This is a genomic window from Bacillus cereus group sp. MYBK14-1 (genome assembly GCF_051916885.1).
Lineage (GTDB): Bacteria > Bacillota > Bacilli > Bacillales > Bacillaceae_G > Bacillus_A > Bacillus_A cereus.
On the sequence record NZ_JBQAHM010000012.1, the window covers coordinates 63,364 to 89,408 of the forward strand.

Below are 26,045 nucleotides of genomic sequence, written 5' to 3' on the forward strand. Positions count from 1 at the left end.
CTTTCCTTCATTGTACATAAAAAGAACTAGAGTATGCAAACAAGCCATTCTTCTATTTTTTAGTAGTTTTATTAGAATGTCACAGGTAAGTATGGTTATGTTATACTCTAGTGAAATTAAAAAAATATTTTTGTTTATATCGGGGTGAAGATGATACATATGCAAAAAGATATTTTAAAACTATTAGATAAAAAGCAAAGTAACTATGAATTTCCTGCCTTTGATAATGAATATATGGATATTTCACAAGTGAAATTCTCTCTTTTCTTGAAAGATACTAAGGATTGGCTAATGGTGTTTCAAATTGTGGGTGTAGGTTCATTAGGTGTATGTAATGATATTCAAGTATATGGCGATAGAATTACTCATTCAATGGGTGATGATTGCATTTTACAATTAAATAATGGCGATTATGAGTTGTTTGATGATGAAGGTGAATTTATACCGAATATTTATAACGGCAGTTTAAAAATTCGTGAGCAGCATTTTGAATATGAATTTACAGAAGAGGATTATATAAATAATGGAATAGAAGTACAAACGACAGAGCATTATCCAACATACTTTATGCGTATGCTTGCTACTAATGAAGAAGTTAGAACATTATTATGGTGGAGTAAAGAAGAGATTTTAGAAGAGTTCGGTTTAGAAGGTAATTGGGAACTAGCGTATGAAACGGAAGAATGGAAACATGTTGAAGACGAAAAAGTAAGTGAAAATGAATTCTTCCAATCAGTAGCCGCTGCAATAGAGAAGAAAGATCCACGTATTATTGTGAAGAAGGATTCTAACACGCATTGGAGAAATTGGGTAGCGTTTGATTGTGACTGAAAAGGATAGGAGAAAGAATAATAAATGAAAAGAAGAAGAAAATCCGGAGAAAAAGTACAAATGCATCGTTTTGCACTACCTCTATGCTACGGAAGTGAAGCACCATATTATTATTACGAGGTAGCGCCCCATGAAAGAGAGGAACGCTTCCATTTAACATCAGAACTTTGCGTAATGAACGATGAGCATTACTTTATTAGAGGTTGTTTAGAGATTCCTATCATTGATTACCACGAAAATTTCATATGGACTGTGTGGGTATCACTTAGTAAAGAAAGTTATGATGAAGTATTAGAAAAGTGGGATGAGAGAGGCCGAGAAAATAGTGATCCTTATTTTGGTTGGTTATCTGTAGAAATACCAGTTTATCCAGAAACATTAAATTTAAAAACAAATGTACATATAAGAGAAGTTGGAACGGCACCGTATGTTGAATTAGAGCCAACCGAGCATCCTTTAGCAATCGAACAAAGAAATGGAATTACTTTAGAGAGAGTTAAAGAAATACAAGAAATGATTCAAAGACATAGCTAGATTAGAAGAGAAAAAACGAGTGCTAGCACTCGTTTTTTTCTTTACACAACCGCAGGATTATAAATCATCGTAAAGTGTCCTGGTAATAATTCAATGTGACAAGGTGTATGAAGCGAACTTTCTCCATCTGTATCTACTTCTTTTTCTTCTTTCGTTTCAATATGAATGGATTTTGCTTTTACGTGGAAGATGTCATTTTCATTTGAATCCTCGAATAGTTTCTTTCCGATGTAATCTTTAAATGCTTGAATACCTGTTGATTTGACTACGAAAATATCAAGTGTTCCGTCATCACATTTTACGTTCGGAATAAAGGATGGAATACCACCAAGATATTCACCATTTCCAACCATGACAAGGACAGCTTCGTCTTCATATACTTGTCCGTCATAAGTAATTTTTACCGGGAATGTTTCAGCATTTTTTACAGTTCGAATTGTGCTTAAATAGTAACCGATTTTACCAAGCTTTGCTTTTTCTTCTGCATCGATATTGTTTGATACTTCAGATACGAGACCAATCCCCCAGAAGTTTAAGAAATGTTGTTCATTTGCTTTTGCAACGTCAACTGGTTTTACGTGTTCCTTTGTGATAAGTTTTGCTGCTTCTGCAATGTTTTGCGGAACACCAAGTGTGCGAGAGAAGTCATTGCAAGTTCCACCTGGAATGATTGCAAGTGTAGGTCTAGTTTCGAGAGGTGCTAAGCCATTTGTGCATTCAAATACTGTTCCATCACCACCAAAGACGATAATTAAATCTACTTTACTAGCAAACTCTTGGCAATATTTTGTTGCATCACCTTGTTTTTTCGTATGAAGGATATGTAGATCAGGAAAAGCTGCGGCAAGAGGTGGTACGATTTTTGTTAAATTTGTATGTAAGTCACCTTGACCAGCTTTCGGATTTACGATGAGGAGTACTTTTTCAAATTTTGTCTTTGTCATTTTTATTCTCTCCCTTTGTCTTTTACGAATCGTGATAGAAAATAAACTTCCATCAGTAATTAATGGAAGCTTATTTTATTATATTACTCCGTTACAACTGAAGCGATAAATGGTAAGTTACGATATTTCTCAGCACAGTCGATACCGTATCCAACGATGAATTCGTCTGGAATTTGGAAGCCAACATATTCAGCTGTTAAGTCCACTTTACGGCGTTCTGGTTTATCAAGTAATGTACAGAACTTAAGTGCCTTTGGTTTATGCATAAAGAAGTGGTCTTTTAAGAAATGAAGTGTTAAACCAGAATCGATAATATCTTCTACAACAATTACGTTTTTTCCAGTAATGTTTACGTCGATATCTTTTAGTAGTTTCACTTTTCCTGTCGTTTCTGTTTGATTTCCGTAACTAGATGCAGAAATGAAGTCAATTGTTACATCGTTTTTGATGTGACGAATTAAATCAGCAGCAAATACGAATGAACCTTTTAATACTGCGATAACTACGATTTCTTCTCCTTCAAAGTCACGTTCGATTTGAAGTGCTAATTCTTTAACTTTTGCTTGTAATTGTTCTTCAGAAATTAAAGTGTCTTTTATTTCAATATTCATTGTAATCCTCCTACAGTGTAAAACTTGCGAACATTTCGACTGTAAAGGATAGAATAGAAAAAGTCAAAGGAGATAGTAATTTTTTACAAAGATAACGACAAAATCATCTGATGATATGATATACTAAGTATATTAAGAAAACGCTTCCATAAAGGGTGAATATGATGAAGAAGAAACAGTACACAAGTGTAACATTTATAAAAGCATTACTTTTAACAATTGTTCTTGGCCTGTTGGCTTACGTAATTGATGTACCTGCGATTCGTATTTCATTAATTGGAATGACTTTAGTGTTAGGAGCAATTTCGCACGGTATGATGTCGCAGCTAAAAGAAGCTGGACTTGATGATATGAGAGATCATATAGATAAAAAGTAAGAAACCTTCATTATATAGAGTGAAGGTTTTTTTGTTTCTTACAAAAATGTAAGGTAGTTGTAAGGCAAATCGATAGTTGCATAATAGCATTTTGGATAAACTATGGGTGTAAGGTAAAAGGCAAGCATATTTTAGGTAAATTAAGTTTTAGGCACTCTATATGTGAAAAAGGAGTAGGAGGGCATGGAGAAACGTTGGACGACCTTTTCTTTTTTAGCGACTAGTAACACCGTAATGCTAGATGGAAAAATGGATTTTTTGCACTTGTTTGATCGTGAAGATGATCATTCTTCTTCTAAATTTACAATGAAATGGAATAAATGGAGCGAGAGTTGTAGGTTTGAAGAAGAGGCCCCTAACGAAGAGCAAAAGATTATTTTAACAAACCCTATTAAAGCGTGGGTTGTTCAACGTCGTAAGTGTAACGTCAAAAATCACTTCAAGAAAACTGAGCCGAGACAATTAGTTATCGCTCCGGCCCGTTCTACTTCCAAATCACGCGAAAGTAACATGTAAATATTGAGACACAGACCCGAAAAAACATCGTACATATTACGATGTTTTTTTCTTTTTCTACAATGAAATCTTTAAATGAAATATATTTCATCTGCATCTTATATTTATATCTCTTGCTTATTCTAGTAATACATCCGGTGCGAGTTGATGTGAATAAAATATAAGGAGAGAATGAAGATGAAAAAGAGACTATTACCAATTTGTGCAATGGCATTTTTAACAGTAGGATATTCTTCAGTAGCGAGTGCGGATACTGGAACAGTAACAAAGGAAGAAGAAGCGCAAGTGCAACAAGATAAAGCTAAAAAAGAAGAAGCAATTAAGGAACAGCAAAAAAATGAAGTAGAGAAAAAACAAGCGGCCCAAGTACAAGAAAAAAATGATATGGCTAAAAAAGAGGAAGCAATAAAAGCTGAGAAAAAGAGTGAAGAAGAGAAAAAGAGAATAGCGCAAGAACAGTTAAAAAATGATATGACAAAAAAAGAAGCAGCGATAAAAGTCGAGCAAAAGAATGAAGTAGCTAAAAAAGAAGTAGTAAAGCCAGTTGTACAAGGTGAAAAATTACCAAATACAGCATCAAATAATGTAGCAATGATGGGATTAAGTGCATGTCTTGTAGCGGTAGGTACATTATTTGGTTTGAATCGTCGCAATAAGATTAAAGCGTAAATAAAATATTTTCCTATAAAGAATGGGATAATTTCATATATTAAAAATGGTAGGTTACTCCTACCATTTTTGGCATGGAGGAATGAAGAATGAAGTTACTCAATTATATCGGTATCATATTGATGGCTATAGGGCTATTCATGGGATCCTATTATGCTGTGGAATGGTATAAAGGAAGAAGCTCTGCCGGGCAATTAACTGCAGAAGAAATAAAGAGTCTTAAAAATATACAAGATACTCAACTTTCTCGTGAAACACCTGTAACTTCTCAAGTGCCTTCTTCTCAAACAGAACATAAAGAAGGAGAAAAGGTAGCGATGTTAAACATACCAAAAATAAAGAAGAAGTTTTCTATATATTGGGGAGCGGATGATACGACTTTGAAAAAAGGAGTGGGTATGTTCGTTAGTGATTTAACGACAACTCCATCTGGAGGGGGACATACTGTACTAAGTGGACATCGAGATACTGTATTTACAGATTTAGGAGAGTTGAAAGAAAAGGATACCCTTGTTTTAGAGTATGATAATAAAACGTACACATATGAAATTCAAAAGACATGGATTACTCATGCGGATGATCGTACTGTTATTATAAAAAAAGAAGAACCGATATTAACACTGACAACTTGTTACCCATTTAATTATATAGGGAATGCACCAGATAGATATATTATCGAGGCGAAGTTAACTGGCAGTTATTCAAAGTGAAATTATAGTTTCTGAAAGCGGGAGGGGGATATATAAATTATGTCAAAAAATATTTTAATTGTTGAAGATGAAGACATATTACGTGAAATATTAAAAGATTATTTTTTAAGTGAGCAATATGTAGTGTTTGAAGCGAGGGACGGGAAAGAGGCTTTAGTTGTATTTGAAGAAGAAGAGGTTGATTTAGTTATTTTAGATATTATGTTGCCAGAACTCGATGGATGGTCTGTTTGCCGAAGAATTCGAAAGACGTCCGAGGTGCCTATTATTATGCTGACGGCGCGCGTAGATGAAGACGATACGTTACTCGGTTTTGAACTTGGGGCAGATGACTATGTGACGAAGCCGTATAGTCCGCCAATTTTATTAGCAAGAGCGAAACGATTATTAGAAAGTAGAAAAGCATCGAAGAAACCTTTAGAGAACGAAGATGATACGTTATCGATTCATGGCATCCATGTCCATTTTCCGTCGCGTACTGTTACTGTTGATGAGGCAGATGTTAGTTTAACGCATACGGAGTTTGAAATATTGGTGTATTTCATGAAAAATCAAGGAATCGTTTTAACGCGAGAGCAACTCATTTCAAGAATTTGGGGATATGAATTTGCTGGTGATGATCGAACGGTTAATAGTCATATTCGTAATTTAAGAAATAAATTAGGAGAGAAAGCAAAGTACATTACAACTGTAGTACGCACAGGTTATAAATTTGAGGGCAATGTATGAGGAATGGAATTGTACTAAAATTATTTACTCTTACAACAGCATTGTGCATGTTGATTTTAGCGACGATATTTATTGGACAAACGATATTTTTTAAACAATATTATGCGAATCGAAAAGTGGAAGATATTAAAGTGAATTTAAATTCCTTTGGGAAGAACTATTTAAATCATGCAGGAAATGCAGAAGAAATTCAGAAACTAGAGCAAGACTTTTTAAGAGAAAATAATACGTGGATTACGACATTAGATAAGAACGGGAATTTAAAACATGCAGATGATTTTTATTTTGAAGTAACGATAGATCGTAGGCAACAAAAGAGCTTTGGACAACAAATATTCAAAATTCCCTTAGGTAATCTCGTCAATATAGAGGAGATTGATAATAAATTATCAGAGCATTTTTTAGGGCAAGAAATTTATTTTTCTGGAGTGAGAAAAGAAGATAGTTTTATTCCATTCTCTTTTTCTTTATCTAAACAGAATTTAAGCGGATCTAATAAACCGCTAGAAAAAGCATTTAATGAGAAAATGAGAAAATTATATGAGGAGAAAAAGAAAGCAACCGGGGAACAAGTTGTTAAGGAAAAGAGGCCAGCCGTTCAGGAGCAAGCTGCCCCAGAACCAGATGTTTACATAGGAGGGCGTGTTACGAAAGTACAGTTTCCAGATGTAAAAGGCCCCGTAAATCCAATTTATAAAAATACTTTATTTTTGGATAGTATAAAAGAATTTCAAACGGATGTATTACTAAAAGAGAGTAATCAAATAGAGTATTCAACAAAGACAATGGACTACGAAAAGAATGATATAAAATATAAATTATTAATGAAACCAATAAAAGAAAAAGACGGATCGGTAACATATATTTATGCGATGGCTTCTTTACAGCCGGTAGATGAAGCTGTACAAATGGTGCAAGATTATTATATCTATATCATTGCATTTGTAGTCGTTCTTATTTTTTTAGCTTCGTTCTATTACTCAAAACAAATTGCAAAGCCATTATTGAAAATAAATGATACAACAAAGAAAATAGCGCATTTAGACTTCACAGAAAAAATACCGATTACTTCGAAAGATGAAATTGGAGATTTATCGAAAAATATTAATGTGCTATCAAATAAACTCCATTCGCATATTGGACAGTTAGAAGAAGATATTGAAAAGGAAAGAAAGTTAGAAAAGACGCGAAAAGAATTCATTTCTGGTGTTTCACATGAATTAAAAACACCGCTAAGTATTATGAAAAGCTGTATTTCTATTTTAAAAGACGGGGTAGCTGAACATAAAAAAGAGTATTATTTTCAGGCAATGGAGAGAGAAGTAGACAAAATGGATACGTTAATTTTGGATATGCTTGAGTTAGCTAAATTTGAATCTGGTACATATAAAATGAAAAAAGCTTCGTTTTATATTGATACAGTAATTGAAGGTATATGTGAACATCTATCTGTGGAAATAGAGAAAAAAGAACTTCATATTCATAAAAATATAAGTTCATTTGAAGTGATTGCAAATCAAGGCCGGATTGAACAAGTCATCGTGAACTTCATTACGAATGCTATACGATATACACCAAATAAAGAGGATATTATTATTTCTACAATAGATGAGAAGAATCGTATAAAAGTGTGCATTGAAAATAAAGGTACTCATATTGAAGAAGAGCAATTAGATAAAATTTGGGATCGTTTTTATCGCGTGGATACAGCTCGTCAGCGTTCACAAGGTGGGACGGGGCTTGGGCTTGCTATTTCAAAGAATATTTTAGAACTACATGATACTGAATATGGGGCAGGAAATACAGAAGATGGTGTGTTATTTTATTTCTATTTACCGAAAAAAGCGTAGAAAATATGATCTACGTTTTTTTTAATTATTTTCATATTATCTTTACCTAATCTTTATTTTTAATCAGTATAATTTGTTTAGAATATGAGGTTATGTAAGGAGTCGATGAACCGTGCATAGCAATTGGCTAAGTATAATGGTATTTATTTTCTTTTGCGCATTTATTGTATTTTTAATTGATATTACGATATGAAAAAAGAGCGCTCATTAAGCGCCCTTTTTTTGTGTATTCATTTGATAAGCACTGATGCTCTTGAATAAGCGTGGTGAAGTGATAAATAAAAATATAAGTAAAACGGTACATAAAATAAAAGAACCAAGCATTGTACTTCCATTTACGATTAATGAATATAACACAGCTGATTGACCTTTCGGCGCATATTGTCCCCAGAAAATAATGCCGGCAATAAAGTGGCAGAAATAGCGAGCAAAGCTACCGATAAATGTAGCAAGGATAATATAAGCAAGGACTTTCTTACCCTGATTTTGTTTTGATGAAGGTTTGTCTTTACGGTTACCTAAATTTGATTGTTCTAAGCTATTTTCATTGGATGTTAAAAGTGCTTTTTGAATTGGACGATAGAATAAGCCAGCAAATCCGATAAAAGCAAAGGCAATGAAGTACTCAATGAATGCTTGAACAGGTGTTAAAATATAAGCATCTCCCACGACAATTTGTAATAGTCCCCAAACTAAACCGCCTAAGAAAGCTGATTTAAAGCCCCAGCGGTAAGCAATAATAAAAATAGGAATCATAGCGAATGAGATAGAACCGCCTGTTGGAAGTTTAAGTGATAATGGTAAAATATCGATAATCATGGCGAAGGCTGCAAGAATAGCAGATTCGATCATCGCTTGTAAATTGGTGTTACGCATGTTGTCTCCCCCTAAATCCAAGTTGTACAAAAAAGAATAGATATCATAGGAGGATACGAAATACGTAAATAAAAATGAGGTATGTATTTCGGACGTTTGCACAATCCCTGCGTTAGCATTAACTAACAGGTTCGAAGGGTCGGAACGAAGTGTTCCCTCTCAGCGGCATGGCTCCCCCAGTGATAACGAAATTCTTTATTTGTTATTGTTTATTGTAAGCGAAATGGATGAGAATGGCAAACGAATACAGTATGACAATAATTGAAATAGAATTGTAGCGAAATGTTAATAAATATGAAGCAAAAGGGTATAGTACAAGAGAAATTGGGTGTGGTATAATTTTTTTGAAAATAATTATCATTCTCTTCTGAGGGGGAAGGTTATGAGCTTAGTAGATATTAAAATTGGAGAGAAAGTGTTAGTAAAAAGTATTCAGTCTTTAGATCAGCTATTAAAGCGTAGACTAGCTGCTTTCGGTCTTGCTGAAGGAAGCGAACTTCGCCTGAAACAGAAAGCGATGTTCAAAGGTCCTTGTACATTGGAGTGTCGTGGACAGTTAATTAGTATTCGTCATTGTGACGCGAAAATGATAAAGGTGGAATTAGCGTGAATAAGGTAGCTTTGCTAGGGAATCCGAATACAGGGAAGACATCATTATTTAATGCACTTACTGGTTCTTATGAATACGTAGGAAACTGGAGCGGTGTAACAGTAGAAAAGAAGATTGGTAAATTAAAAGATAGACAAGGAACATTAATTGATTTGCCAGGTGTGTATGATTTAAATCCAGTTTCACGTGATGAAGGTGTTGTAACAAACTTTCTATTAACAGAAGAATTTAATCATATGTTAAATATCGTAGATTCCTCGCAGTTTGAAAGAAATATGCATTTAACGTTGCAGTTACTTGAATTTGGTAAGCCAGTCTCAATTGGTTTAAACATGGTTGATGTGGCGAAGCAAAGAGGAATTGTCATTGATGTAAAACAATTATCAGAGCTATTAGGTGTAACAGTCGTTCCTGTTGTTGCAAGAAGTGGAAAAGGCTGTGAAGAACTGCTTACGACTCTTAAAGAAAATGACAAAAAAGAGAAAAAGCCATTCCTTATTTCATATGGTGTACAAATGGATGAAGGAATTGGAGAAGTAATTGCTCTTTTAGAGACAGCGAATTACGAGCATCCGAGATGGTTAGCACTTCAATTTTTAAGCAATAACGAAGTAGTAGAAAAAGAAATGAAAGCATTACCAATTTATAAGGAACTCATAGCCATTCGATCTCGCTTAGAAGGAAGACTTGATTGTACGTTAGAAGAGCACATTTACAAAACTCGTGAAGCGTATATTGAAAAGTTAAAAACAAATGTTATGAAGCATGAGAAAGAAGGAAAAATTCCTTTTTCAGAAAAAATTGATAGATTAATTACACATAAAATTTTAGGACTTCCAATCTTTTTAGCAGTTATGTTTTTTATTTTTCAGGTTACGTTTACGTGGATTGGTACACCTTTATCGGATATGTTAGATGAGTTTTTTGGTGGCCAGCTTACGGATTGGGTGACGGCTGGACTTACAAGTATTGGAGCTTCTGATTTTATTCAAGCACTAGTTACAGAAGGTATTATTGCCGGTGTTGGTGCTGTATTAGTATTCGTACCACAAATCTTTGCACTATTCTTTTTTATTTCATTATTAGAAGACTCAGGGTATATGGCGCGAATTGCAGTTGTTATGGATAGAATTATGGAGTTTTTCGGCTTAAACGGAAAAGCTTTTATTCCGATGATTATCGGTTTTGGATGTAACGTTCCAGGTATCATGGCTGCGAGAACGATTGAACAGGAAAAAGAACGTTTACTTACCATTTTAGTAACACCATTTATGTCTTGTTCAGCACGATTACCTGTATATGCATTATTTGCGGGCGTATTTTTCCCGCATAGTCAGGCGACTGTTGTATTTTCTTTATATGTTGCAGGGATTGTTCTTGCGTTATTAGTTACAAAAATTATGTCTCTTACAATTTTGAAAGCGGAAAAGTCTATTTTCGTAATTGAATTACCGCCTTACCGTGTGCCACAAGCAAAAACATTATGGCTAAGCACGTGGGAGAAAGGAAAGGGATTTGTTCGTAAAGCTGGTACATTCATCTTTGGTGGTTCGGTTGTTATTTGGTTATTAAACTATGCAGGTCCATCAGGATTCGGCGTTGATATGGGAGATAGCTACTTAGCGATGATTGGTGGATTTATCGCACCATTATTTGCACCACTCGGCTTCGGAACGTGGCAAGCTGCAGCATCCCTTTTAACAGGATTTTTAGCGAAGGAAGTTGTCGTTTCTACAATGGCAATTATTTATGCAGTTAAAGAAGATGTGCTTGGAAATGTAATGGGAGCACATTATACAGCATTATCAGCTTATGCATTTATGTTCTTTATTTTATTATATGTTCCGTGTTTAGCGACGGTAGCTGTTATTAAACGTGAAACAGGATCAGCGAAGTGGACGATTTTCTCAGTCGTTTATCCACTCGTAGTTGCTTATGTATTAACGCTCATTATATACCAAGTTGGATCCTTACTCGGATTCTAGAAGGAGATGTATTGTGATGATGGTCAATATTATAATTGGAGCTATCATTTTTGGTTATGCAGCATATACGTTAGTTAATTTTGTAAAGAGAAGTAAAAAAGGAAAATGCGCGGCATGTTCTTTAAATAAGTCATGTCAGTCGCAAACTTGTAGCCCGGATATGGAGCAAATTGCTCATAATAAATAGAAAAAAGCTTTGCGAATTTCGCAAAGCTTTTTTGTTTTACTTTTTAATTTTTACAAGTTGAGAAGCTTCTACGCCTTTGTAACCAGGAAATTCTTTACTTGGGTCTTTATCAAATTTTAATACACCTACAGATTTTTCATCACCTTTTACATTGCTGTAAGTTGCGTCATCGACAATCGCATACATATCTGTATATGCACGACCACTTCCGATAATTGTGTTGCCTTCATATTTTAATTTTGCCCCATCAAGTGCAGCATTTTCTACTTTTTCTTTTGCAAATAATACACCTTGTTCTGTTGTTACAGCTGGTAATTTATCAAGTGGTTTCGTGTTGTCTTTTTCATCAACTTTGCTAAGTAACTCTTTTTTCACTAGTTCTTCACCAGTTTTCTTATCCATTACAAGAACTTTTTTACCATCTAATGTTGTCATTTTCATTTTATAGAAGTCTTTTTCTTTCACTTCTTTTTTGTTTTTATCTGTAATTTGCTGAACTTGTTCTTCTGATCCGTACAGTACAAAGCCGTTCGCTTTCTCTCCTAATAAAGAACAACCTGATAATGCTCCAAGTGAAATTGCTGCTGCTAATCCGATTCCTACTAATTTTTTCATGATGATTTCTCCTTTTATATGTTTTATAGTAAATACAATTTTTGTATTAGTGCTTACATGTGAAGAAGCTTGTTTGTTGCTTCTGGTATTAGTGTATAAGAAATATCGGAATGCAACTATCGAGTTAGCTTACAGTAACATTACACTTATGTAATTTAGTGAAATTGCACAAAAGTAAGTTAATTCCAAAGAGGGATAATGAGAATATATTAGAAATACAATATTGTATATAGAATGTCATATTATAATGGATGTATTTTGGAAATAACATGTAAGGACATATTAGTTTTGTTATAATAAACACATAGGCTGTAAAATGAATATTCTTTACTGTAAAGGGAGATTTTTCAGTTTTCCAAGTAGTGAATTTGAAGTATGAGGTATATCATAGGAGGAATTTAGATGTCTGTATTTAAACGATTAAGAGATTTAACAATGTCAAATGTGTATTCGTTAATTGAAAAAGCGGAAGATCCAGTTAAGATGACTGATCAATATTTACGCGATATGCAAGCCGATGTACAAGAGGCTGAGAAAAGTGTAGCAGCTCAAATCGCACTTGAGAAGAAATTCAAAATATTATTTGAAGAGCAAGAAGCACTTGTGAAAAAACGTGAAGAGCAGGCTCATACGGCTGTTCAAGCTAATAACTTAGATCTTGCGCGTCGTGCATTAGAAGAAAAACAAAATGCAGAGCAAAAAATGAATGAGTATAAAGCAAGCTACGAGCAAAATAAAGCTGCTGCTGATAACCTGCGCCTAAAGCTAGAAGAAATGCGTAAGCAATTAAATGAACTGAAAAATAAACGTGAAACACTTGTAGCGCGTGTAAATGCGGCGAAAGCACAAAAGAATATTAATCAGGCGATGTCTGGATTTGATTCAAACTCAGCAAAAGCTGGTTTAAGCCGTATGGAAGAGAAAGCTCTTCAATTAGAGGCTGAAGCGGAAGCAAGCGGTGAAGTTTATAAGAAAGAAAAGTCATTAGATGATGAATTCGCAAGCTTAAGCAAAAATTCTGCTGTTGACGATGAATTAGCTCGTATTATGAAGCAGTATGAGAAATAATATAGAATAAAGACAAATGAACCGACATGTCTAAATATATTCATGTCGGTTTTCTATTATATTTTAGAGGAGGTTTTGCAATGACATGGATGAATGTAGTTGCCATGCTTGTATGGACTGGAGCGAGTGCAGTACTTTTATTTGCAATTATGTGGGTTGATTCAATTTTTACAAAATACAATGATTTAAAAGAAATCAAAAATGGAAATACAGCTGTAACAACTCGTTTTATTATGAAATTATTTGCACAAGGGTACATTTTATCTCAATCGATAACGAAAGCAAATGATTTATGGCAAGCACTTCTTGCATCAGCAGTTTCTTTCGTTATTTTATTAGTGGTAGAAATGTTTATCGAATTCGTATTAAAGAAAATGTCTGGTCTTGATTTAGAAGAAGGTACGAAAGAAGGTAGCGTTGCACATGCGATGTTAGCCGGATCATTACATATTGTTGGTGCACTAATTTTAGGTGCTTGTTTATAAAGAGAAAAGGAGGGGTAGATCATGAGTTTATTTAAACGAATTAAAAATATAATGAAAAGCCCAGAGCCACCGAAGCCGGAAAAGAGTCTTTTAACGTTAGCTCCTGGCGATATGATTGAAGTTTCATTAGTTATGTATGAATTAATTGGGAAAACGAGTATGCATTCGCGTAAGGAAATTGTTTTGACATTGCAAGATGGAAAAGATATTCGTTATTTAAAAATTGAAGACCGAGAAAATACGTATTACAAATTATATACTCCAATTGATGGTCGCTTAGATTCAATTGATGAAATTCCGACGACAATTGAAATGGATGATACCGAGTATCATATGGAAGAACAATATAACGGACGTGTTGTTGTGATGGGAAAAACTCCATTCTCAGCTTCAGAAGAACAGTATATATGGGAATTCCAATCAGATAATCGGAAATTATTGCGTATTGAATGGCAAAATGGTCGCACAATGATGTATGAGGGAGAAGCAATCATTCCTGCTGATGTACAAATTATAAGAGCAACGTAAGGGGGCGTAATCATGTCAAACCGATTGTTTACCATGATTAAATCGTTTGTGATCCCTATACTTGCTATCGTTATATTACTTGTTGTTGCTGGTTATGCCTTATCAGGTTGTCAAGGCGGGCAGACAAAGTCGATTCAAGACCGTTATCCACTTGAATCTGTTGCCAAGGAAGGTAAACAAGAATCTTACGTGTATAGGGCCGCCAATCGGTCAGTTCCTGAAGTCGCAAAGGAACTCATTAATGAAAGAGAACCGCAGCAAGCATCTAAAGAAGACGAAAATCAAATGTTCCTCGTTTATTCTGATAAGATTTATAACCTGCAAAAGGATAAAGAGAAACCATCTGATACGTTAATTGAAATAAGTAATAAAGAATTTGTCCGTCAAAATTACCAACCGTCCTTCTTGCAAGGATATATTATGGGTAGCATATTAAACGATATATTCGGTTCACGAAAATCATCATACGGTGATTATCGAGGATATAACGATAGACAAAATCATAAACCAGTTATTCCAGAGAGACCACCTACAAAAGAAGAAAAGAAAACCCCACCTCCAATTACGAAGGAAGGGAAAGGGTCTATCATTAAGCGAGGCGATAATGTAGATTCGAAACCATCAGTAGGTGATAAGGGAAGTATTACTGAAAAAGGAAGTAATACGACGCCCCCACCTTCTACTGGAAGCAAGGGTAAAATTACAAAAACACCAGGCGGTTCAAGCGGATCAGATGTGAAGCCAAAATCATCTATTAAAACGCCGCCAAGGAATACATCTCCTCCGAAAACGAGGGTCGGTGGTTCAGGAAAAATTACGAAGAGAAGATAGTGTAGAGACCGAAAAGTGGAATTTGCTTTTTGGTCTTTTTTTGTTATGGGAATTAATTCCTCTCATGTGGTACGATTTAGGCATAAGGGAGGAAGTAAAAATATATCAGCGATTATTGAAATATATCGACTTACCGACAAAAACTGACAACGATAGCAACTTAATAATAAAAAGAGGGTGTGCCAAAATTTTGGCACACCCTCTTTTTCATAACGATTAATGAATATCACGTTTCTTAAAGTTACCGCCTTTTACTTCTGCTACGTCATAAACTGTAATAAAGGCGTGTGGATCGATTTCATTAATAAGTTCTTTCATTTTACTTTCTTCTAAACGGTTAATTACACATGAAATTTCTTTAAACTTCTCTCTTGAATAACCACCGTATACTTCGTTATATGTTGCACTTCGGCCTAAACGATCGCGAATTGTTTCTACCATTAATTCAGGCTCTTTTGTAATAATTTTAAATGCTTTTGAACCACTTAAACCAACTTCAACGATATGAATCACTTTCGAAGCGATAAAGTAAGCAATTGCCGAAAGGATAGCTCCTTGCAGGCCGAATACCGTTGATACGAAAATAAATACGAACATGTTTAAGAATAAAATAAGGTCACTCGTTCCAAATGGTAACTTACGAGAAAGCAATACAGCAAGCATATCGATTCCATCTAATGCCCCACCGTTACGTAATGCTAGTCCCATACCAAAACCGATGATAATACCACCAACAACTGTAACTAATAATGTATCGCCTTCAATAATAGCTGGTATTCCGTGCATGACAACGGTACCTACTGCTAATGAAGCAATTCCGATAATAGAATAAATCGCAAAGCTTTTACCGATTTGCTTATACCCTAACCAAACGAAAGGAATGTTAATAACTGCGATTAGAGCTCCTAATGGCAATCCAAATAATCTTGAACTAACGATACTTAAACCAGTTACACCACCGTCTGATACGTTATTTGGAATTAATACTGCTTCTAATCCGTACGCTGTGATAAATGCCCCAATAATAATCATCAAAGCTTTTGAAGCAATTCTTAGCTTATTGGGCTTGTTTTTGATAATTTTCTCCATGTAATTTCCTCGTTTCAAACTAGTTTCTTATTTGTTACGTAATTCACACCTAAATTTTATTTTAACATTTAATTTGAAAAAATTCTCCTTTAATGGATGTATGCAGGGAATATTATCACCATATTATCTTTAAAATATTTTTGAAATCAGTATAAGAAATCCCATCCTTTCAAAGGATGGGATGCTATTAAGAAAATATAAAACTAAGTACTGATACGAATAAAGCGAAACCTAAAATAGTTCCACATATTTTCATATGGCGCTTGCGTCCCATTACGACAATCGCAACATATTCACGGATCATTGCGTTAGGCCAGTAATAAAATGCAGTTTTTGATCCAATACCTTGGCTATTAAGACCGGCTTGTCTTGCATATATACCAGCACGGAAAAGGTGGAAATTATTCGTTGTAAAAATACTTTTATATTTACCTTCTGGTTTTAAAGAATCCATAATTTCTTTAGAGAACAGCATATTTTGATATGTGTTTACAGAGCGATTTTCCTGGACTGTATGTTCAAGAGGAATTCCTTTTTCAACAGCGTAACTTTGCATCGCTTCCGCTTCTGGAAGACCTTCATCTGGACCTTGTCCACCAGAAAAAATAATTGTTGGTGGTGTATTAACAGCGGCTTGTTTCCAATAGAAGTCAATCGCTTTATTAATGCGGCTTGCAAGTAAAGGTGGTACTTTATCATTAATTAAGCCGCTACCAAGAACGATGATGAAATCTTGATTACGTCTTGGTCTGTTGAATTGGTATAAAAAATATGCACTTAAGAAGTTAGATAAGTGTATAAAGAAATATATGCTTATAAGAGAAATAGCTGCAAAAATAGGCTCTAAATGCGATGAAACCAAACTTGCTGGATTTATAATAGGGAGTAACATAAAGAATAACATCCCTAAAGCAGCAAGGAGTGTTAAACAGTTAGTGAACCGTCGTCCTTCTCGCTTCATTAAAATTCTAGCATTAAGAAATAGCCCAAACATTAAAGCAACAATACCGAAAGGAAGCATAATGAGAAGTGCTAAAAAAGGTAAAAATATAATGTAGCGTAGGACATCACTATCTGAGTTCAATGATACAATCACACAAAAAAGAAGGAAAAAACAGATAAAGGCATTAAATAAAAAGCCGTTTATTATTTTTCGCGGATCTTTTAAATATGAGATAAGAAAAATAATAAATAATATAAGAGGAATAATTCCGAAATACATCATAAATATAGTACACCTCAACTTGTATAAGAATTTGACATACCTTTTATATTACATGATTTTATAAGTGAAAATGAAAGAAAAAGGATTTTGAATTTTCTCAATAAAATATATAGATACGTATGTTACAATATATTCAAAGCGATATATTAAAAGTAAAATGGTTGAAAAGGCACTCAGTAGAGTGCTTTTTCTTTTTGTATGCAATTGTGCATATTATATTTTTTTCAAATGAAGAGGATTACAATATAAGTTGTAGACAGACTTTATAAAGCAGAATTTCATACAAACATTTCCCTCTACTTTTTGTATCTAACAATCGTATAACAATAAATAATTCTGTTTTATAGTGTCTGTTTTTGAAAGGTGTCTTTTTTGAAGGCACCTTTTTTTATTAGTATAGATAGTTTACACTGTTAACATAGTGTAAACTATCTATACTAAACATTAGCAATCTTCCGTATAAATATTATCAATTTACTATATATTCCAGTGGTGTTACCCTACATATGAAAGGCTTTCTTTTTCAAAATATTACCCCTAATAAAATTTTGAAGAAGTCAACTGTCTCCAAACTTGTCTTTATGCTTAAAGAAAAAGCACTCAAATTGAGTGCTTTTTCTTATTGAAACATGCTATTTTTCTAGGCGATTTTCATAAAATAAAAGTAAAGAAATGAAAGTGGGTGACAAAATGCCGGCAGTTGTGGAAGGTGTTATTATTGAAAACTGCAATGGAACAATTAATGTAGGTGACAAATATAACGTACAGCCGATTGAAAAGACGAAGGCTTATAATGGATCGGGATCATCAAATACAGGAATGAAAGTACAAACGTTTAGTGGGATTAGTACAGCTGATGTATGGGATAATGATGCGAATGATCAGGGGATACAGTTTACTTTATAGTACAGTATGTAAAATTGCATAAAATGATGAAGTTGCCCTATGATACAATCTAGCTGTGAGCTGTTAATGATTCTTCTGTAGTATAGTTGTTAGATTAGAAATATAACATCTTATCGAAAATCATACGTATAAAAAAGACACTTCAAATGAAGTGTCTTTTTTTACCTTAGTGATACCCTTTAGTAGAGTCTTTATGAATTTTATTTTTAAATATACTGTAGCTCCAAAGCTGATATCCAATAACGATTGGTACCATGACCATTGCAACGAAGAACATAATTTTTAAGTTTAATTGACTACCGGCTGCGTTGTATAACGTTGTACTGTATGCATCGTTAATACGAGATGGTAACATTCTTGGGAACATACCTGCAAAGCCAGTTGTCATAAACATTGCGATTGTTAGGCAAACGAATGTGAATGCAAGGCCAATTTTATGTTTGTACACCATAATTAGTGCGAGTACACTCATTAGCATTGCAAGTACTGGAAGAATGAATAGTACCGGATATTCCGTAAAGTTTTGGAATAAGTTTGTTCGATTAGCAGTCGCTACATAGAAAATAGCTAAAATGATAGCAGCAGCCATTGAAAACGGTCTTGCGATTTTATAAGCACGATCAGATACTTCACCAGTCGTTTTAATCATGACCCAAAGGGCACCGGATACGACAAATATAGCAGTGAAGAAAAGACCACCTAATATACCGTAATGGTTTAGTAAGCTAAGTAAATTTCCTTCATAGCCATTTTTTCCGATTTGTAGTCCGTAATACAAGTTAGCAAATGTAACACCGAATAAAAAGGCGATTAAGAAACTGCCAATTGCAAATGCCCATTTACAAGTTTTTTGCCAAATTGGTGAATCATCTTTATGCATGAATTCCAGTCCAGCGGCACGAGCAAATAGTGCAAGTAATACTAAGAATAACGGTGTATATAAATAACTAAACATATTAGCATATGTGACTGGGAAGGCAGCAAATGTTGCGCCACCAGCTGTAATTAACCATACTTCATTACCGCCCCAGAACGGGCCAATTGCTTCTTGTAATTGATTTCGTTCTTGTCGGTCTTTCGTAACGAAGGGAAAAATCATTCCGTTACCAAGTGCATACCCGTCAAGAATGAAGTAAACTGTCCAAATCACGCCCCATAAACCGAACCAGATGATTGCAAGCATATCATGAGACATGAGCCACACCTCCCTCAGTAGCAGGTTCTTCTAATGCGGCAGGTCCTTTTTTCGCGAACTTCAGCATTAAGTATACGTCTGCGATTAAAAGTAAAGTGTAGAATAAAATTAAACTAATTAATGAGAACCAAATTTGTGGAACAGATATAGGCGATACAGATTCTGCTGTACGCATTAGTTTATATACTGTCCATGGTTGGCGACCTACTTCAGCGACAATCCATCCTGCGTTAATCGCAATATAAGGAAGTAAGACAGACCATATTGTAATTTTTAAATAACGTTTTGAGTTTTCTAGTTTTCCTTTTCGGTTTAAATAGAAGCCATACCAAGTTAATGCCATAAAGAACATACCGAGTGCAACCATTAAGCGGAAGCTATAATACACGCGGTTAACATTTGGACGTTCATCTTTCGGAATATCTTTTAAACCAACAATTTCGCCATCAAATGAATTTGTGTAGAAGAAGCTTCCGAGTTTTGGAATCGTAAGGAATTCAAAGTTCTTCTCATTTTTTACATCAGGAATTTGAACAATTGAGAAGCCTTGTCCTTTTCCAGTTTCCCAAACTGCTTCCATCGCAGCTCCTTTTGCGGGTTGATATTTAGCTGCTGATACACCAGATTGATGTCCCATAAACGGTGTAATTGTTGCGGCGAATAAGCCTAACATTAAGCCGAACTTAAATGATTTTTTGAAGAATTCAACTTCATTTTTACGTAATAAGTGATAGGCACTAATTGCCATAACGAAGAAAGCACCAACAATATAACAACCAACTACAGTATGGAAGAACATATTCCAAGCATATGGATTCGTAACGAGTGCCCAGAAATCATTTAATTCAGCGCGGCCGTTACGTACTACGTAGCCAACAGGGTTTTGCATAAAGCCGTTTGCTGTAATAATCCAAAGGGCGGAAATATTTGTTCCAAGTGCAACCATCCACATGCAGAAGGCACGGAACTTTGGTGAAATTTTGTCTTTACCGAATAACCATATTCCCATGAAAGTAGATTCTAAGAAGAAGGCAACAAGTGCTTCGATTGCGAGAGGTGATCCGAAAATGTCTCCCATATATTTGGAGTACTCAGACCAGTTTGTTCCAAATTGGAATTCCATTGTAATCCCGGTTATAATCCCCATTACGAAGTTAATTGTAAATAATTTACCCCAGAAATTTGCCATTTTGCGGTATGTTGGATTCAATGTGCGGGCGTATTGAGTTTCCATACATGCCACCAAAATAACAAGTCCGATTGTCAAAGGTACAAATAAAAAGTGATAAAAAATAGTAATTGCAAATTGAAAACGACTCAGTAACAGAACGTCGGACATAATAAATATTCACTCCTTTTTTACATTATCTACAATCAGTTTATAGTGAAAATACGTTTAAAGTATGTGAAACTTGTTACAAAGCTGTGTGTATATTTTGAAAGAATTATGTCGATTATCTGAAAATATCTTATTTTTACTATAAAGCGATATCCTTTTTGAGTTTTTCATATTTTGGTACACTATTTATGTAGTGTAAATGAGAGAAAAGAGGGTTCCTTACTATGAAGTCATTAGAAGAGATTTTGCAGTACAATGAGAAATTTGTTGAAGAGAAAAAATATGAAGAGTTTGTAGCGGGGAAATTTCCAAACAAAAAGATGGTAATTATTTCTTGTATGGATACACGACTTGTTGAACTATTACCGAAAGCGATGAATATGCGTAACGGTGATGTGAAAATTATTAAGGTAGCAGGCGCTGTTATTTCACATCCATTTGGAAGTATTATGCGTAGTATTTTAGTCGCTGTATACGAACTTGGCGCTGATGAAGTTTGTGTAGTTGGTCACCATGATTGTGGTATGGCAAAAATTCAAGCAAGCAGTACGATTGAGAAAATGAAAGAACGCGGTATAACAGAAGAGAAATTAGATATGCTTCGTTATTCTGGAATCGATTTAGAACAATTCTTGCGCGGTTTCTCTAGTGTGGAAGAAAGTGTAGAACATAGCGTATCAGTACTTCGCAACCACCCATTACTTCCGGAAGAAGTACCTGTTCACGGTCTTGTTATAGATCCTGATACAGGAAAATTAGATTTAGTTGTAAATGGTTACGACAATTAAGAATTTACTTTGTCATCCTTTTTATCTGGGACAGGATCAAATCCTCCCGGGTGGAAAGGGTGACATTTTAATATACGCTTACAAGTAAGCCAAAAGCCTTTGAATGCACCATGTTTTTGAAACGCCTCTAATCCGTAATGAGAACAAGTCGGATAAAAACGGCATGTTGGTGGTGTCATCGGAGAAATGAATTTTTGATAAAAGCGTATAATCCCAATAAAAATCTGTTTCATAACGGTCTCCTTTTCAGCATATTCTTAAAGTATTATAGCACGACTGTACATAATACTTTACTAATGTGCATTTCCGTTATATCATATTGGATATAACGGAATTAAATTAAAAGCGGGAGAGATGTTGTATGCCATCAGTAGAAAGCTTTGAATTAGATCATACGATTGTAAAGGCACCTTATGTAAGACATTGCGGAGTTCACAATGTAGGTAGTGACGGTATTGTAAATAAATTCGATATTCGTTTCTGCCAACCGAATAAACAAGCAATGAAACCAGATGTTATTCATACGTTAGAACATTTATTAGCATTTAATTTACGTAAATATATTGATCGTTATCCGCACTTTGATATTATCGATATTTCACCGATGGGCTGCCAAACAGGATATTATCTTGTAGTAAGCGGAACACCGACAGTACGAGAAATTATTGATTTATTAGAACTAACATTAAAAGATGCGGTTCAAATTACAGAAATTCCAGCTGCAAATGAAACACAATGTGGTCAAGCGAAGCTTCACGATTTAGAAGGAGCACAACGCTTAATGAACTTCTGGTTAAGCCAAGATAAAGATGAACTTGAGAAAGTGTTTGGATAAAAAGGAAAACTGCCTGTGAAAGGGCAGTTTTTTTATTGTACTAAGAGCGAACATACTCTTCTTTTTTATGAAAATATATTAGATACTCCAACATATAAAACAAAGGCAGAACCGAGAAAATAAACAAATGCTTTTGCTTTTTCCCGTTTCTTCATTTCATCAATTCCAAAAAGGATAAACATAATACTTAAAAGGATAAACACGTAAGGTAAAAGAATAGTGAAGTTTGCAAAGAAGCTAAATAGGGCGAGAGAAAGAGCGATAGTGGCGATTATAATTTGAATGTTTTTTAACATGGAATCCCCCTTAAGTAGAAAGAAATAGTTACTGAGAGAAAATAATTATAAATGCTAAATTGATCGAAATTTTATTCTACATGTAGCGAAAGAGTTTGATATTAAAAAGAAGAATATGAGACTAGAAACGAAAAAATACGGGATACTCATTAATTCCTAGAAGAATAAAGGAACAACTGAGAATAAATTGTACGTATGGGAGAAGTGAAAAATTATCGGTAAAATGGACATAAGTGCTTAGAGTGAGTAAGAGAAGCATGAAAAATGCTAAAAAAATCCGTAATATAGTTAGAGTTAGCATTGTATAGCCCCCTTTAGACCATTTACTAGAATATTTCTGTGAAACCAATAAATAAAGCAGCGGCTCCTGCTAGTAGAGCGAGCACACTACCTCCTGTTTGCTGTTTTAATATTTCCTCTAAACTTATGGTGAGGGCCATACCTCCTAAAAAGATGAACATATAAGGGATTATTTCTCTATTACCAGTAAAAAATCCATAGATTGCTATAGATAAGGCAATAAGTGATAAAGTAATCCGTCCCCCTTTTAGCATAAAAGACCTCCTCTATTTTATGTAGGTAATAATGAGAACAATCCAAATGAAAGCACCGGCAATAATACAAATAAGTCCAGTTGCTGATTCCCTTTTCTTTATTTGTTCAAATGCGATGAGAAACATTAAAGCCCCTAATAGAAATTGTGAAAGAGGTAAAGAATTATTTTGACCTGTATATAATCCAATTGCCGACATAACGATCACAGTGAGTGCTACTATGATGCGAAGTATACGAAGCATATTAGGAATTCTCCTTATTCTTTTTTGTATAAGGATTGTCTTCTAGTTTATCGACGGAATGTTTATAAGCATAGCCTTTATTAATTGTCATGACGGAGAGTACGAGGATGATTAGGACGATGATAATACCGATAATTAATATTTTGAACATAAAATCCCTCCTTTTCTTTATTTTACATAATTTTGTAATTGATGAAAACAATAGAAAATAAAAGGATGAAAGAAGGGTGTTACATGGAGACGAAAAAAACATATTATATATCAATAGGAAACGGTCAAATTTCACAAGTGAAGACGGCGGATACGTATAATTTTGAGATTTCCGCAAATGATGAGGAAATTACGGAATTAAGAGAGCACTTTGATCAAGCATATGTAGAAGATTTAGGGTCATTTGTACGCTCCCACGTTCCATTTGTTGAGTATCATCACGATTCAAATAATGACCGATATGATGAACAACTACAAAAAGCATATAAAATGATTTACGATTTAGGAAATCATGAGACGAAAGAATTAGTCGCACAAATGGGAATAATCAATGGATTGTAATTGGATAATATTATGCAGAAAAGCGAGAATATGCTACAATTTGTGGTAGGAAAAACTTGTAACCATCAATAGGGGAGTAATGGCATGTACAAATTTAAAGATTATTACCACAACACTGTACAATTATCGTTTGAACGTTATCCATTTTCTCCTGAGCCAAAGCATGTTTGGGTTGTATGCCGGTACGGGGATCAATGGTTATTAACGCATCATTTACGTCGCGGTCTTGAATTTCCAGGTGGTAAAGTAGAACTAGGGGAAACACCGGAAGAAGCGGCAGTTCGAGAGGTTCATGAAGAAACCGGCGGCATAGTTTCTGATTTAACTTACTTAGGACAATACAAAGTATCTGGAAAAGACAAAATAATCATTAAAAACATTTATTTTGCAACAATTAGTGCGGTAGAAGAACATACGCATTACGAAGAAACGAAAGGGTCTGTTTTATTAAAAGACATTCCTGACAACATTAAAACGAATAGAAAATTTAGCTTTATAATGCGCGATGACGTATTAGCGCGTACGATGAAACATATAGAAGAAATCGGCTGTTTTACGAAGTAAAGTAGCCGGTTTCTTTTTTTGTATGTAAGAATAAATGTAAACATATCTTTACATTATTTTGGGGATATTATACAATTTTGTAAAGATATATTTACATTTTGGGAGGGGGAAGATGGATAAAAGAAAAGAAACGACTGTTACTGTTTCGATGGTTAAATTAAACTTTTCTTTATTTTTTATAATAATTGCTTTGTCGTTTGGAATTGGTTATTTGCATATATTTCTTTCAGGTGGGGTTCAAGTCGAAGTTACATTATTAACGATGTTTCTTTTTATTATCGCAATGATTGTTCTCGTTTGTATTCATGAAGCGATACATTTAATTGGCTTTCGTTATATCGGAGGTGTTCCGTGGAGTGAACTAAAATGGGGCGTTAATTGGAAATTAGGTGTTGCATATGCTCATTCTAAACAGGCGGTTACAGTAAAGCAAATGAAGAAAGTGTTAATGCTTCCGTTTTTACCAACTGGAATTTTGCCAATTGTATTGGGATTAGCTATGAATCTGGAGCCACTCTCATTTTTAGGAATTCTACTAACAGCAGGGTGTATCGGCGACATTGCCGTATATCAAAAAGTTTCAAAGTTTCCAGATGATGCGCTAGTAAAAGATCATCCGAGTAAACCGCAGTTTACAGTATATGAATAATAAGAGGAGGCGTTTTTGAACAACTGCCTCCTCTTATTATTTTTTGTCGGTAAATCAATATATTGTGAAAATTGTTGATATAATTTAATTACTATTATTGTATTTTTATCTCCACCTCTAAAAACGAAAGCACCTCCAACAAATCATCTACGATACGTGAATGCTTAAAATCACCCCAAAACGAATCTTTTTTCCAAACACCAAGAATCCCTACTTGTTCAGAACCAAGCACATCGTTTTCTGGATGATCTCCAACATAAAGACATTCTTCTGCCTTCACATCTAGTCTTTGCAAAGCACGTTCGAAAATTTCAGGATGAGGTTTTTTAATTCCTTCAGCTTCTGAAACGAGAATGGTGTTTGTATACGTATGTATATGTAGTGCTCGAAGGTTGCTCATCTGAAATTCAGTAAAACCATTTGTAATAATACCAATTTTAATGTTTCGCTGTTTTAATTGTTGAAGTAGTTCATGCGTGTTTTTGAAAGGAATACAATGATGTTGGAAGTTTGTAATATAGTCGTGTAGTAGTTGTTCTTGCGTTAAAGTAGTAATGTTGTATTCGGAAAGGAGAGTAGCATATACTTTATCCTTCCACGTATAGCCATTATTATCGAGTTCAAGAAATCGAGAACAATACTTTGATTTCTCTATACTCTTCAAATGTGAGGCGAAGCGATTATATTGCTCACAAATAAATTGTTCTAAAGATTGGCGCCGATCTAATAGTGTTCCATCTAAGTCGAATAAGATTGCACGAATCATGGGAAGCCTCCTTGCAGTTTTTATAATTAATTATCGCATATTCGTAAAAAAATGATTATGATATTTTGTAGAATGGAATAATGGGGGA

Annotated in this window: 35 protein-coding genes and 1 riboswitch; of the genes, 21 read left to right on the forward strand and 14 right to left on the reverse strand. The window is 34.5% G+C overall.

The window, feature by feature from the left end; all coding sequences use genetic code 11:
* The first annotated feature begins 159 nt into the window (after positions 1-159).
* Entirely contained in the window at positions 160-831 is a 672-nt protein-coding gene (locus tag ACTFR3_RS24090; protein ID WP_440044864.1) for a DUF7003 family protein, read from the forward strand.
* Positions 832-855: 24 nt separating this feature from the next.
* Positions 856-1,365: a DUF2199 domain-containing protein gene (locus ACTFR3_RS24095; protein WP_098584460.1), complete on the forward strand. Its 510-nt coding sequence runs from the start codon at positions 856-858 to the stop codon at positions 1,363-1,365.
* A 41-nt stretch (positions 1,366-1,406) separates the two neighbouring features.
* On the opposite strand, the gene ACTFR3_RS24100 is transcribed toward ACTFR3_RS24095, so the two are convergent.
* Together ACTFR3_RS24100 and hpt are read right to left on the reverse strand one after the other, a co-directional pair.
* On the reverse strand, positions 1,407-2,309 hold the full coding sequence (locus ACTFR3_RS24100) for a diacylglycerol/lipid kinase family protein (protein ID WP_000167902.1): 903 nt from the start codon (positions 2,307-2,309) through the stop codon (positions 1,407-1,409).
* 83 nt (positions 2,310-2,392) lie between these two features.
* Positions 2,393-2,920 carry a hypoxanthine phosphoribosyltransferase gene (hpt, locus tag ACTFR3_RS24105; protein ID WP_001019295.1) on the reverse strand — a complete coding sequence of 176 codons (528 nt, stop codon included), beginning with the start codon at positions 2,918-2,920 and terminating at the stop codon, positions 2,393-2,395.
* Positions 2,921-3,081: 161 nt separating this feature from the next.
* On the opposite strand from hpt, the gene ACTFR3_RS24110 reads away from it, so the two are divergent.
* The 6 genes from ACTFR3_RS24110 to ACTFR3_RS24135 all read left to right on the forward strand — a co-directional run bounded on the left by ACTFR3_RS24110 (position 3,082) and on the right by ACTFR3_RS24135 (position 7,771).
* On the forward strand, positions 3,082-3,297 hold the full coding sequence (locus ACTFR3_RS24110; protein WP_002001286.1) for a hypothetical protein: 216 nt from the start codon (positions 3,082-3,084) through the stop codon (positions 3,295-3,297).
* Between the two features lie 183 nt (positions 3,298-3,480).
* The gene (locus ACTFR3_RS24115) at positions 3,481-3,813 is read left to right on the forward strand and encodes a hypothetical protein (RefSeq protein WP_000415613.1); all 333 of its coding nucleotides are present in this window, start codon (positions 3,481-3,483) and stop codon (positions 3,811-3,813) included.
* A 177-nt stretch (positions 3,814-3,990) separates the two neighbouring features.
* The gene (locus ACTFR3_RS24120) at positions 3,991-4,482 is read left to right on the forward strand and encodes an LPXTG cell wall anchor domain-containing protein (protein ID WP_000746700.1); all 492 of its coding nucleotides are present in this window, start codon (positions 3,991-3,993) and stop codon (positions 4,480-4,482) included.
* An 89-nt stretch (positions 4,483-4,571) separates the two neighbouring features.
* The gene (locus ACTFR3_RS24125) at positions 4,572-5,192 is read left to right on the forward strand and encodes a class D sortase (protein WP_000771595.1); all 621 of its coding nucleotides are present in this window, start codon (positions 4,572-4,574) and stop codon (positions 5,190-5,192) included.
* A gap of 39 nt (positions 5,193-5,231) precedes the next feature.
* Positions 5,232-5,921 (forward strand): response regulator transcription factor, encoded by a 690-nt coding sequence (locus ACTFR3_RS24130; RefSeq protein ID WP_000041848.1) that lies wholly within the window; start codon positions 5,232-5,234, stop codon positions 5,919-5,921.
* A complete protein-coding gene (locus ACTFR3_RS24135) occupies positions 5,918-7,771 on the forward strand; it encodes a sensor histidine kinase (protein ID WP_440044865.1) in 1,854 nt (617 codons plus the stop codon). Before ACTFR3_RS24130 ends, ACTFR3_RS24135 begins: the two co-directional genes overlap by 4 nt.
* Positions 7,772-7,978: 207 nt before the next feature.
* On the opposite strand, the gene thiT is transcribed toward ACTFR3_RS24135, so the two are convergent.
* Positions 7,979-8,647 carry an energy-coupled thiamine transporter ThiT gene (gene thiT, locus ACTFR3_RS24140; RefSeq protein WP_001246588.1) on the reverse strand — a complete coding sequence of 223 codons (669 nt, stop codon included), beginning with the start codon at positions 8,645-8,647 and terminating at the stop codon, positions 7,979-7,981.
* Positions 8,648-8,733: 86 nt separating this feature from the next.
* Positions 8,734-8,835: riboswitch (TPP riboswitch) on the reverse strand.
* A gap of 194 nt (positions 8,836-9,029) precedes the next feature.
* Here thiT and ACTFR3_RS24145 point away from each other — a divergent pair.
* From ACTFR3_RS24145 to ACTFR3_RS24155, 3 genes are read left to right on the forward strand one after another with little or no spacing between them, the layout of a single operon-like run.
* The gene (locus ACTFR3_RS24145; protein WP_000060512.1) at positions 9,030-9,257 is read left to right on the forward strand and encodes a FeoA family protein; all 228 of its coding nucleotides are present in this window, start codon (positions 9,030-9,032) and stop codon (positions 9,255-9,257) included.
* Positions 9,254-11,242 (forward strand): ferrous iron transport protein B, encoded by a 1,989-nt coding sequence (gene feoB, locus ACTFR3_RS24150; protein WP_001044799.1) that lies wholly within the window; start codon positions 9,254-9,256, stop codon positions 11,240-11,242. The genes ACTFR3_RS24145 and feoB overlap by 4 nt, the downstream gene beginning before the upstream one ends.
* Positions 11,243-11,258: 16 nt before the next feature.
* Entirely contained in the window at positions 11,259-11,429 is a 171-nt protein-coding gene (locus ACTFR3_RS24155; protein WP_000989598.1) for a FeoB-associated Cys-rich membrane protein, read from the forward strand.
* Between the two features lie 36 nt (positions 11,430-11,465).
* Here ACTFR3_RS24155 and ACTFR3_RS24160 read toward each other — a convergent pair whose 3' ends face one another.
* Positions 11,466-12,044, reverse strand: coding sequence for a lipoprotein BA_5634 family protein (locus tag ACTFR3_RS24160; RefSeq protein ID WP_000737501.1), 579 nt, complete (start codon positions 12,042-12,044; stop codon positions 11,466-11,468).
* Positions 12,045-12,446: 402 nt separating this feature from the next.
* On the opposite strand from ACTFR3_RS24160, the gene ACTFR3_RS24165 reads away from it, so the two are divergent.
* The 4 genes from ACTFR3_RS24165 to ACTFR3_RS24180 all read left to right on the forward strand — a co-directional run bounded on the left by ACTFR3_RS24165 (position 12,447) and on the right by ACTFR3_RS24180 (position 14,956).
* A complete protein-coding gene (locus ACTFR3_RS24165) occupies positions 12,447-13,112 on the forward strand; it encodes a PspA/IM30 family protein (RefSeq protein ID WP_000110291.1) in 666 nt (221 codons plus the stop codon).
* A gap of 80 nt (positions 13,113-13,192) precedes the next feature.
* Positions 13,193-13,597 (forward strand): DUF350 domain-containing protein, encoded by a 405-nt coding sequence (locus tag ACTFR3_RS24170; protein ID WP_000220087.1) that lies wholly within the window; start codon positions 13,193-13,195, stop codon positions 13,595-13,597.
* A gap of 21 nt (positions 13,598-13,618) precedes the next feature.
* The gene (locus tag ACTFR3_RS24175) at positions 13,619-14,125 is read left to right on the forward strand and encodes a DUF4178 domain-containing protein (RefSeq protein ID WP_000051745.1); all 507 of its coding nucleotides are present in this window, start codon (positions 13,619-13,621) and stop codon (positions 14,123-14,125) included.
* Positions 14,126-14,137: 12 nt separating this feature from the next.
* The gene (locus ACTFR3_RS24180; protein WP_000071199.1) at positions 14,138-14,956 is read left to right on the forward strand and encodes a DUF4247 domain-containing protein; all 819 of its coding nucleotides are present in this window, start codon (positions 14,138-14,140) and stop codon (positions 14,954-14,956) included.
* A gap of 216 nt (positions 14,957-15,172) precedes the next feature.
* Here ACTFR3_RS24180 and ACTFR3_RS24185 read toward each other — a convergent pair whose 3' ends face one another.
* Positions 15,173-16,045, reverse strand: a complete 873-nt coding sequence (locus ACTFR3_RS24185) for a YitT family protein (protein ID WP_000411246.1) — start codon at positions 16,043-16,045, stop codon at positions 15,173-15,175.
* 187 nt (positions 16,046-16,232) lie between these two features.
* A complete protein-coding gene (locus ACTFR3_RS24190) occupies positions 16,233-17,270 on the reverse strand; it encodes a YdcF family protein (RefSeq protein WP_000990094.1) in 1,038 nt (345 codons plus the stop codon).
* Between the two features lie 672 nt (positions 17,271-17,942).
* Here ACTFR3_RS24190 and ACTFR3_RS24195 point away from each other — a divergent pair.
* Entirely contained in the window at positions 17,943-18,176 is a 234-nt protein-coding gene (locus ACTFR3_RS24195; protein WP_002001299.1) for a spore germination protein, read from the forward strand.
* A 166-nt stretch (positions 18,177-18,342) separates the two neighbouring features.
* On the opposite strand, the gene cydB is transcribed toward ACTFR3_RS24195, so the two are convergent.
* Together cydB and cydA are read right to left on the reverse strand one after the other, a co-directional pair.
* On the reverse strand, positions 18,343-19,371 hold the full coding sequence (gene cydB, locus ACTFR3_RS24200; protein ID WP_440044866.1) for a cytochrome d ubiquinol oxidase subunit II: 1,029 nt from the start codon (positions 19,369-19,371) through the stop codon (positions 18,343-18,345).
* Positions 19,361-20,710: a cytochrome ubiquinol oxidase subunit I gene (gene cydA, locus ACTFR3_RS24205; protein ID WP_440044867.1), complete on the reverse strand. Its 1,350-nt coding sequence runs from the start codon at positions 20,708-20,710 to the stop codon at positions 19,361-19,363. The genes cydB and cydA overlap by 11 nt, the downstream gene beginning before the upstream one ends.
* Positions 20,711-20,934: 224 nt before the next feature.
* On the opposite strand from cydA, the gene ACTFR3_RS24210 reads away from it, so the two are divergent.
* Positions 20,935-21,498, forward strand: coding sequence for a beta-class carbonic anhydrase (locus ACTFR3_RS24210; RefSeq protein ID WP_000838159.1), 564 nt, complete (start codon positions 20,935-20,937; stop codon positions 21,496-21,498).
* Here ACTFR3_RS24210 and yidD read toward each other — a convergent pair.
* Positions 21,495-21,731, reverse strand: coding sequence for a membrane protein insertion efficiency factor YidD (yidD, locus tag ACTFR3_RS24215; protein ID WP_000809330.1), 237 nt, complete (start codon positions 21,729-21,731; stop codon positions 21,495-21,497). The genes ACTFR3_RS24210 and yidD overlap by 4 nt on opposite strands.
* Positions 21,732-21,859: 128 nt before the next feature.
* On the opposite strand from yidD, the gene luxS reads away from it, so the two are divergent.
* Positions 21,860-22,333 (forward strand): S-ribosylhomocysteine lyase LuxS, encoded by a 474-nt coding sequence (gene luxS / locus ACTFR3_RS24220; protein ID WP_001141371.1) that lies wholly within the window; start codon positions 21,860-21,862, stop codon positions 22,331-22,333.
* Between the two features lie 65 nt (positions 22,334-22,398).
* On the opposite strand, the gene ACTFR3_RS24225 is transcribed toward luxS, so the two are convergent.
* The 4 genes from ACTFR3_RS24225 to ytzI all read right to left on the reverse strand — a co-directional run bounded on the left by ACTFR3_RS24225 (position 22,399) and on the right by ytzI (position 23,577).
* The gene (locus ACTFR3_RS24225; RefSeq protein WP_000916668.1) at positions 22,399-22,629 is read right to left on the reverse strand and encodes a YczI family protein; all 231 of its coding nucleotides are present in this window, start codon (positions 22,627-22,629) and stop codon (positions 22,399-22,401) included.
* Positions 22,630-22,955: 326 nt separating this feature from the next.
* Complete coding sequence (locus tag ACTFR3_RS24230; RefSeq protein WP_000911650.1) at positions 22,956-23,183, reverse strand: DUF3953 domain-containing protein; 228 nt, start codon at positions 23,181-23,183, stop codon at positions 22,956-22,958.
* 12 nt (positions 23,184-23,195) lie between these two features.
* Positions 23,196-23,426: a DUF3953 domain-containing protein gene (locus ACTFR3_RS24235; RefSeq protein ID WP_000944458.1), complete on the reverse strand. Its 231-nt coding sequence runs from the start codon at positions 23,424-23,426 to the stop codon at positions 23,196-23,198.
* A gap of 1 nt (position 23,427) precedes the next feature.
* Positions 23,428-23,577: a YtzI protein gene (ytzI, locus tag ACTFR3_RS24240; RefSeq protein WP_000472794.1), complete on the reverse strand. Its 150-nt coding sequence runs from the start codon at positions 23,575-23,577 to the stop codon at positions 23,428-23,430.
* Positions 23,578-23,660: 83 nt separating this feature from the next.
* Between ytzI and ACTFR3_RS24245 the strand changes: the two genes are divergently transcribed.
* The 3 genes from ACTFR3_RS24245 to ACTFR3_RS24255 all read left to right on the forward strand — a co-directional run bounded on the left by ACTFR3_RS24245 (position 23,661) and on the right by ACTFR3_RS24255 (position 25,191).
* Positions 23,661-23,978 (forward strand): hypothetical protein, encoded by a 318-nt coding sequence (locus tag ACTFR3_RS24245; RefSeq protein WP_000448409.1) that lies wholly within the window; start codon positions 23,661-23,663, stop codon positions 23,976-23,978.
* Positions 23,979-24,062: 84 nt separating this feature from the next.
* The gene (mutTA, locus tag ACTFR3_RS24250; RefSeq protein ID WP_000276385.1) at positions 24,063-24,542 is read left to right on the forward strand and encodes an antimutator 8-oxo-(dGTP/GTP)ase; all 480 of its coding nucleotides are present in this window, start codon (positions 24,063-24,065) and stop codon (positions 24,540-24,542) included.
* A 112-nt stretch (positions 24,543-24,654) separates the two neighbouring features.
* Complete coding sequence (locus ACTFR3_RS24255; RefSeq protein WP_000361288.1) at positions 24,655-25,191, forward strand: DUF3267 domain-containing protein; 537 nt, start codon at positions 24,655-24,657, stop codon at positions 25,189-25,191.
* Between the two features lie 94 nt (positions 25,192-25,285).
* Here the strand turns inward: ACTFR3_RS24255 and ACTFR3_RS24260 are convergent, their stop codons facing one another.
* On the reverse strand, positions 25,286-25,957 hold the full coding sequence (locus tag ACTFR3_RS24260; RefSeq protein ID WP_000617252.1) for an HAD family hydrolase: 672 nt from the start codon (positions 25,955-25,957) through the stop codon (positions 25,286-25,288).
* Positions 25,958-26,045: the final 88 nt, after the last annotated feature.

Bases quoted from the DNA above. Each gene is read 5' to 3' on its own strand.
- ACTFR3_RS24230 (WP_000911650.1), bottom strand. From the start codon at position 23,183: ATGCTAAAAGGGGGACGGATTACTTTATCACTTATTGCCTTATCTATA.
- ACTFR3_RS24260 (WP_000617252.1), bottom strand. From the start codon at position 25,957: ATGATTCGTGCAATCTTATTCGACTTAGATGGAACACTATTAGATCGG.
- ACTFR3_RS24115 (WP_000415613.1), top strand. From the start codon at position 3,481: ATGGAGAAACGTTGGACGACCTTTTCTTTTTTAGCGACTAGTAACACC.
- ACTFR3_RS24235 (WP_000944458.1), bottom strand. From the start codon at position 23,426: ATGCTTCGTATACTTCGCATCATAGTAGCACTCACTGTGATCGTTATG.
- ytzI (WP_000472794.1), bottom strand. From the start codon at position 23,577: ATGTTCAAAATATTAATTATCGGTATTATCATCGTCCTAATCATCCTC.
- ACTFR3_RS24170 (WP_000220087.1), top strand. From the start codon at position 13,193: ATGACATGGATGAATGTAGTTGCCATGCTTGTATGGACTGGAGCGAGT.
- ACTFR3_RS24180 (WP_000071199.1), top strand. From the start codon at position 14,138: ATGTCAAACCGATTGTTTACCATGATTAAATCGTTTGTGATCCCTATA.
- ACTFR3_RS24125 (WP_000771595.1), top strand. From the start codon at position 4,572: ATGAAGTTACTCAATTATATCGGTATCATATTGATGGCTATAGGGCTA.
- ACTFR3_RS24155 (WP_000989598.1), top strand. From the start codon at position 11,259: ATGATGGTCAATATTATAATTGGAGCTATCATTTTTGGTTATGCAGCA.
- ACTFR3_RS24190 (WP_000990094.1), bottom strand. From the start codon at position 17,270: ATGATGTATTTCGGAATTATTCCTCTTATATTATTTATTATTTTTCTT.
- ACTFR3_RS24110 (WP_002001286.1), top strand. From the start codon at position 3,082: ATGATGAAGAAGAAACAGTACACAAGTGTAACATTTATAAAAGCATTA.
- ACTFR3_RS24145 (WP_000060512.1), top strand. From the start codon at position 9,030: ATGAGCTTAGTAGATATTAAAATTGGAGAGAAAGTGTTAGTAAAAAGT.
- ACTFR3_RS24090 (WP_440044864.1), top strand. From the start codon at position 160: ATGCAAAAAGATATTTTAAAACTATTAGATAAAAAGCAAAGTAACTAT.
- mutTA (WP_000276385.1), top strand. From the start codon at position 24,063: ATGTACAAATTTAAAGATTATTACCACAACACTGTACAATTATCGTTT.
- cydA (WP_440044867.1), bottom strand. From the start codon at position 20,710: ATGTCCGACGTTCTGTTACTGAGTCGTTTTCAATTTGCAATTACTATT.
- ACTFR3_RS24120 (WP_000746700.1), top strand. From the start codon at position 3,991: ATGAAAAAGAGACTATTACCAATTTGTGCAATGGCATTTTTAACAGTA.
- ACTFR3_RS24245 (WP_000448409.1), top strand. From the start codon at position 23,661: ATGGAGACGAAAAAAACATATTATATATCAATAGGAAACGGTCAAATT.
- ACTFR3_RS24095 (WP_098584460.1), top strand. From the start codon at position 856: ATGAAAAGAAGAAGAAAATCCGGAGAAAAAGTACAAATGCATCGTTTT.
- ACTFR3_RS24160 (WP_000737501.1), bottom strand. From the start codon at position 12,044: ATGAAAAAATTAGTAGGAATCGGATTAGCAGCAGCAATTTCACTTGGA.
- ACTFR3_RS24195 (WP_002001299.1), top strand. From the start codon at position 17,943: ATGAAAGTGGGTGACAAAATGCCGGCAGTTGTGGAAGGTGTTATTATT.
- ACTFR3_RS24255 (WP_000361288.1), top strand. From the start codon at position 24,655: ATGGATAAAAGAAAAGAAACGACTGTTACTGTTTCGATGGTTAAATTA.
- ACTFR3_RS24210 (WP_000838159.1), top strand. From the start codon at position 20,935: ATGAAGTCATTAGAAGAGATTTTGCAGTACAATGAGAAATTTGTTGAA.
- ACTFR3_RS24165 (WP_000110291.1), top strand. From the start codon at position 12,447: ATGTCTGTATTTAAACGATTAAGAGATTTAACAATGTCAAATGTGTAT.
- ACTFR3_RS24100 (WP_000167902.1), bottom strand. From the start codon at position 2,309: ATGACAAAGACAAAATTTGAAAAAGTACTCCTCATCGTAAATCCGAAA.
- ACTFR3_RS24225 (WP_000916668.1), bottom strand. From the start codon at position 22,629: ATGTTAAAAAACATTCAAATTATAATCGCCACTATCGCTCTTTCTCTC.
- luxS (WP_001141371.1), top strand. From the start codon at position 21,860: ATGCCATCAGTAGAAAGCTTTGAATTAGATCATACGATTGTAAAGGCA.
- ACTFR3_RS24130 (WP_000041848.1), top strand. From the start codon at position 5,232: ATGTCAAAAAATATTTTAATTGTTGAAGATGAAGACATATTACGTGAA.
- ACTFR3_RS24135 (WP_440044865.1), top strand. From the start codon at position 5,918: ATGAGGAATGGAATTGTACTAAAATTATTTACTCTTACAACAGCATTG.
- thiT (WP_001246588.1), bottom strand. From the start codon at position 8,647: ATGCGTAACACCAATTTACAAGCGATGATCGAATCTGCTATTCTTGCA.
- ACTFR3_RS24185 (WP_000411246.1), bottom strand. From the start codon at position 16,045: ATGGAGAAAATTATCAAAAACAAGCCCAATAAGCTAAGAATTGCTTCA.
- yidD (WP_000809330.1), bottom strand. From the start codon at position 21,731: ATGAAACAGATTTTTATTGGGATTATACGCTTTTATCAAAAATTCATT.
- hpt (WP_001019295.1), bottom strand. From the start codon at position 2,920: ATGAATATTGAAATAAAAGACACTTTAATTTCTGAAGAACAATTACAA.
- cydB (WP_440044866.1), bottom strand. From the start codon at position 19,371: ATGTCTCATGATATGCTTGCAATCATCTGGTTCGGTTTATGGGGCGTG.
- ACTFR3_RS24175 (WP_000051745.1), top strand. From the start codon at position 13,619: ATGAGTTTATTTAAACGAATTAAAAATATAATGAAAAGCCCAGAGCCA.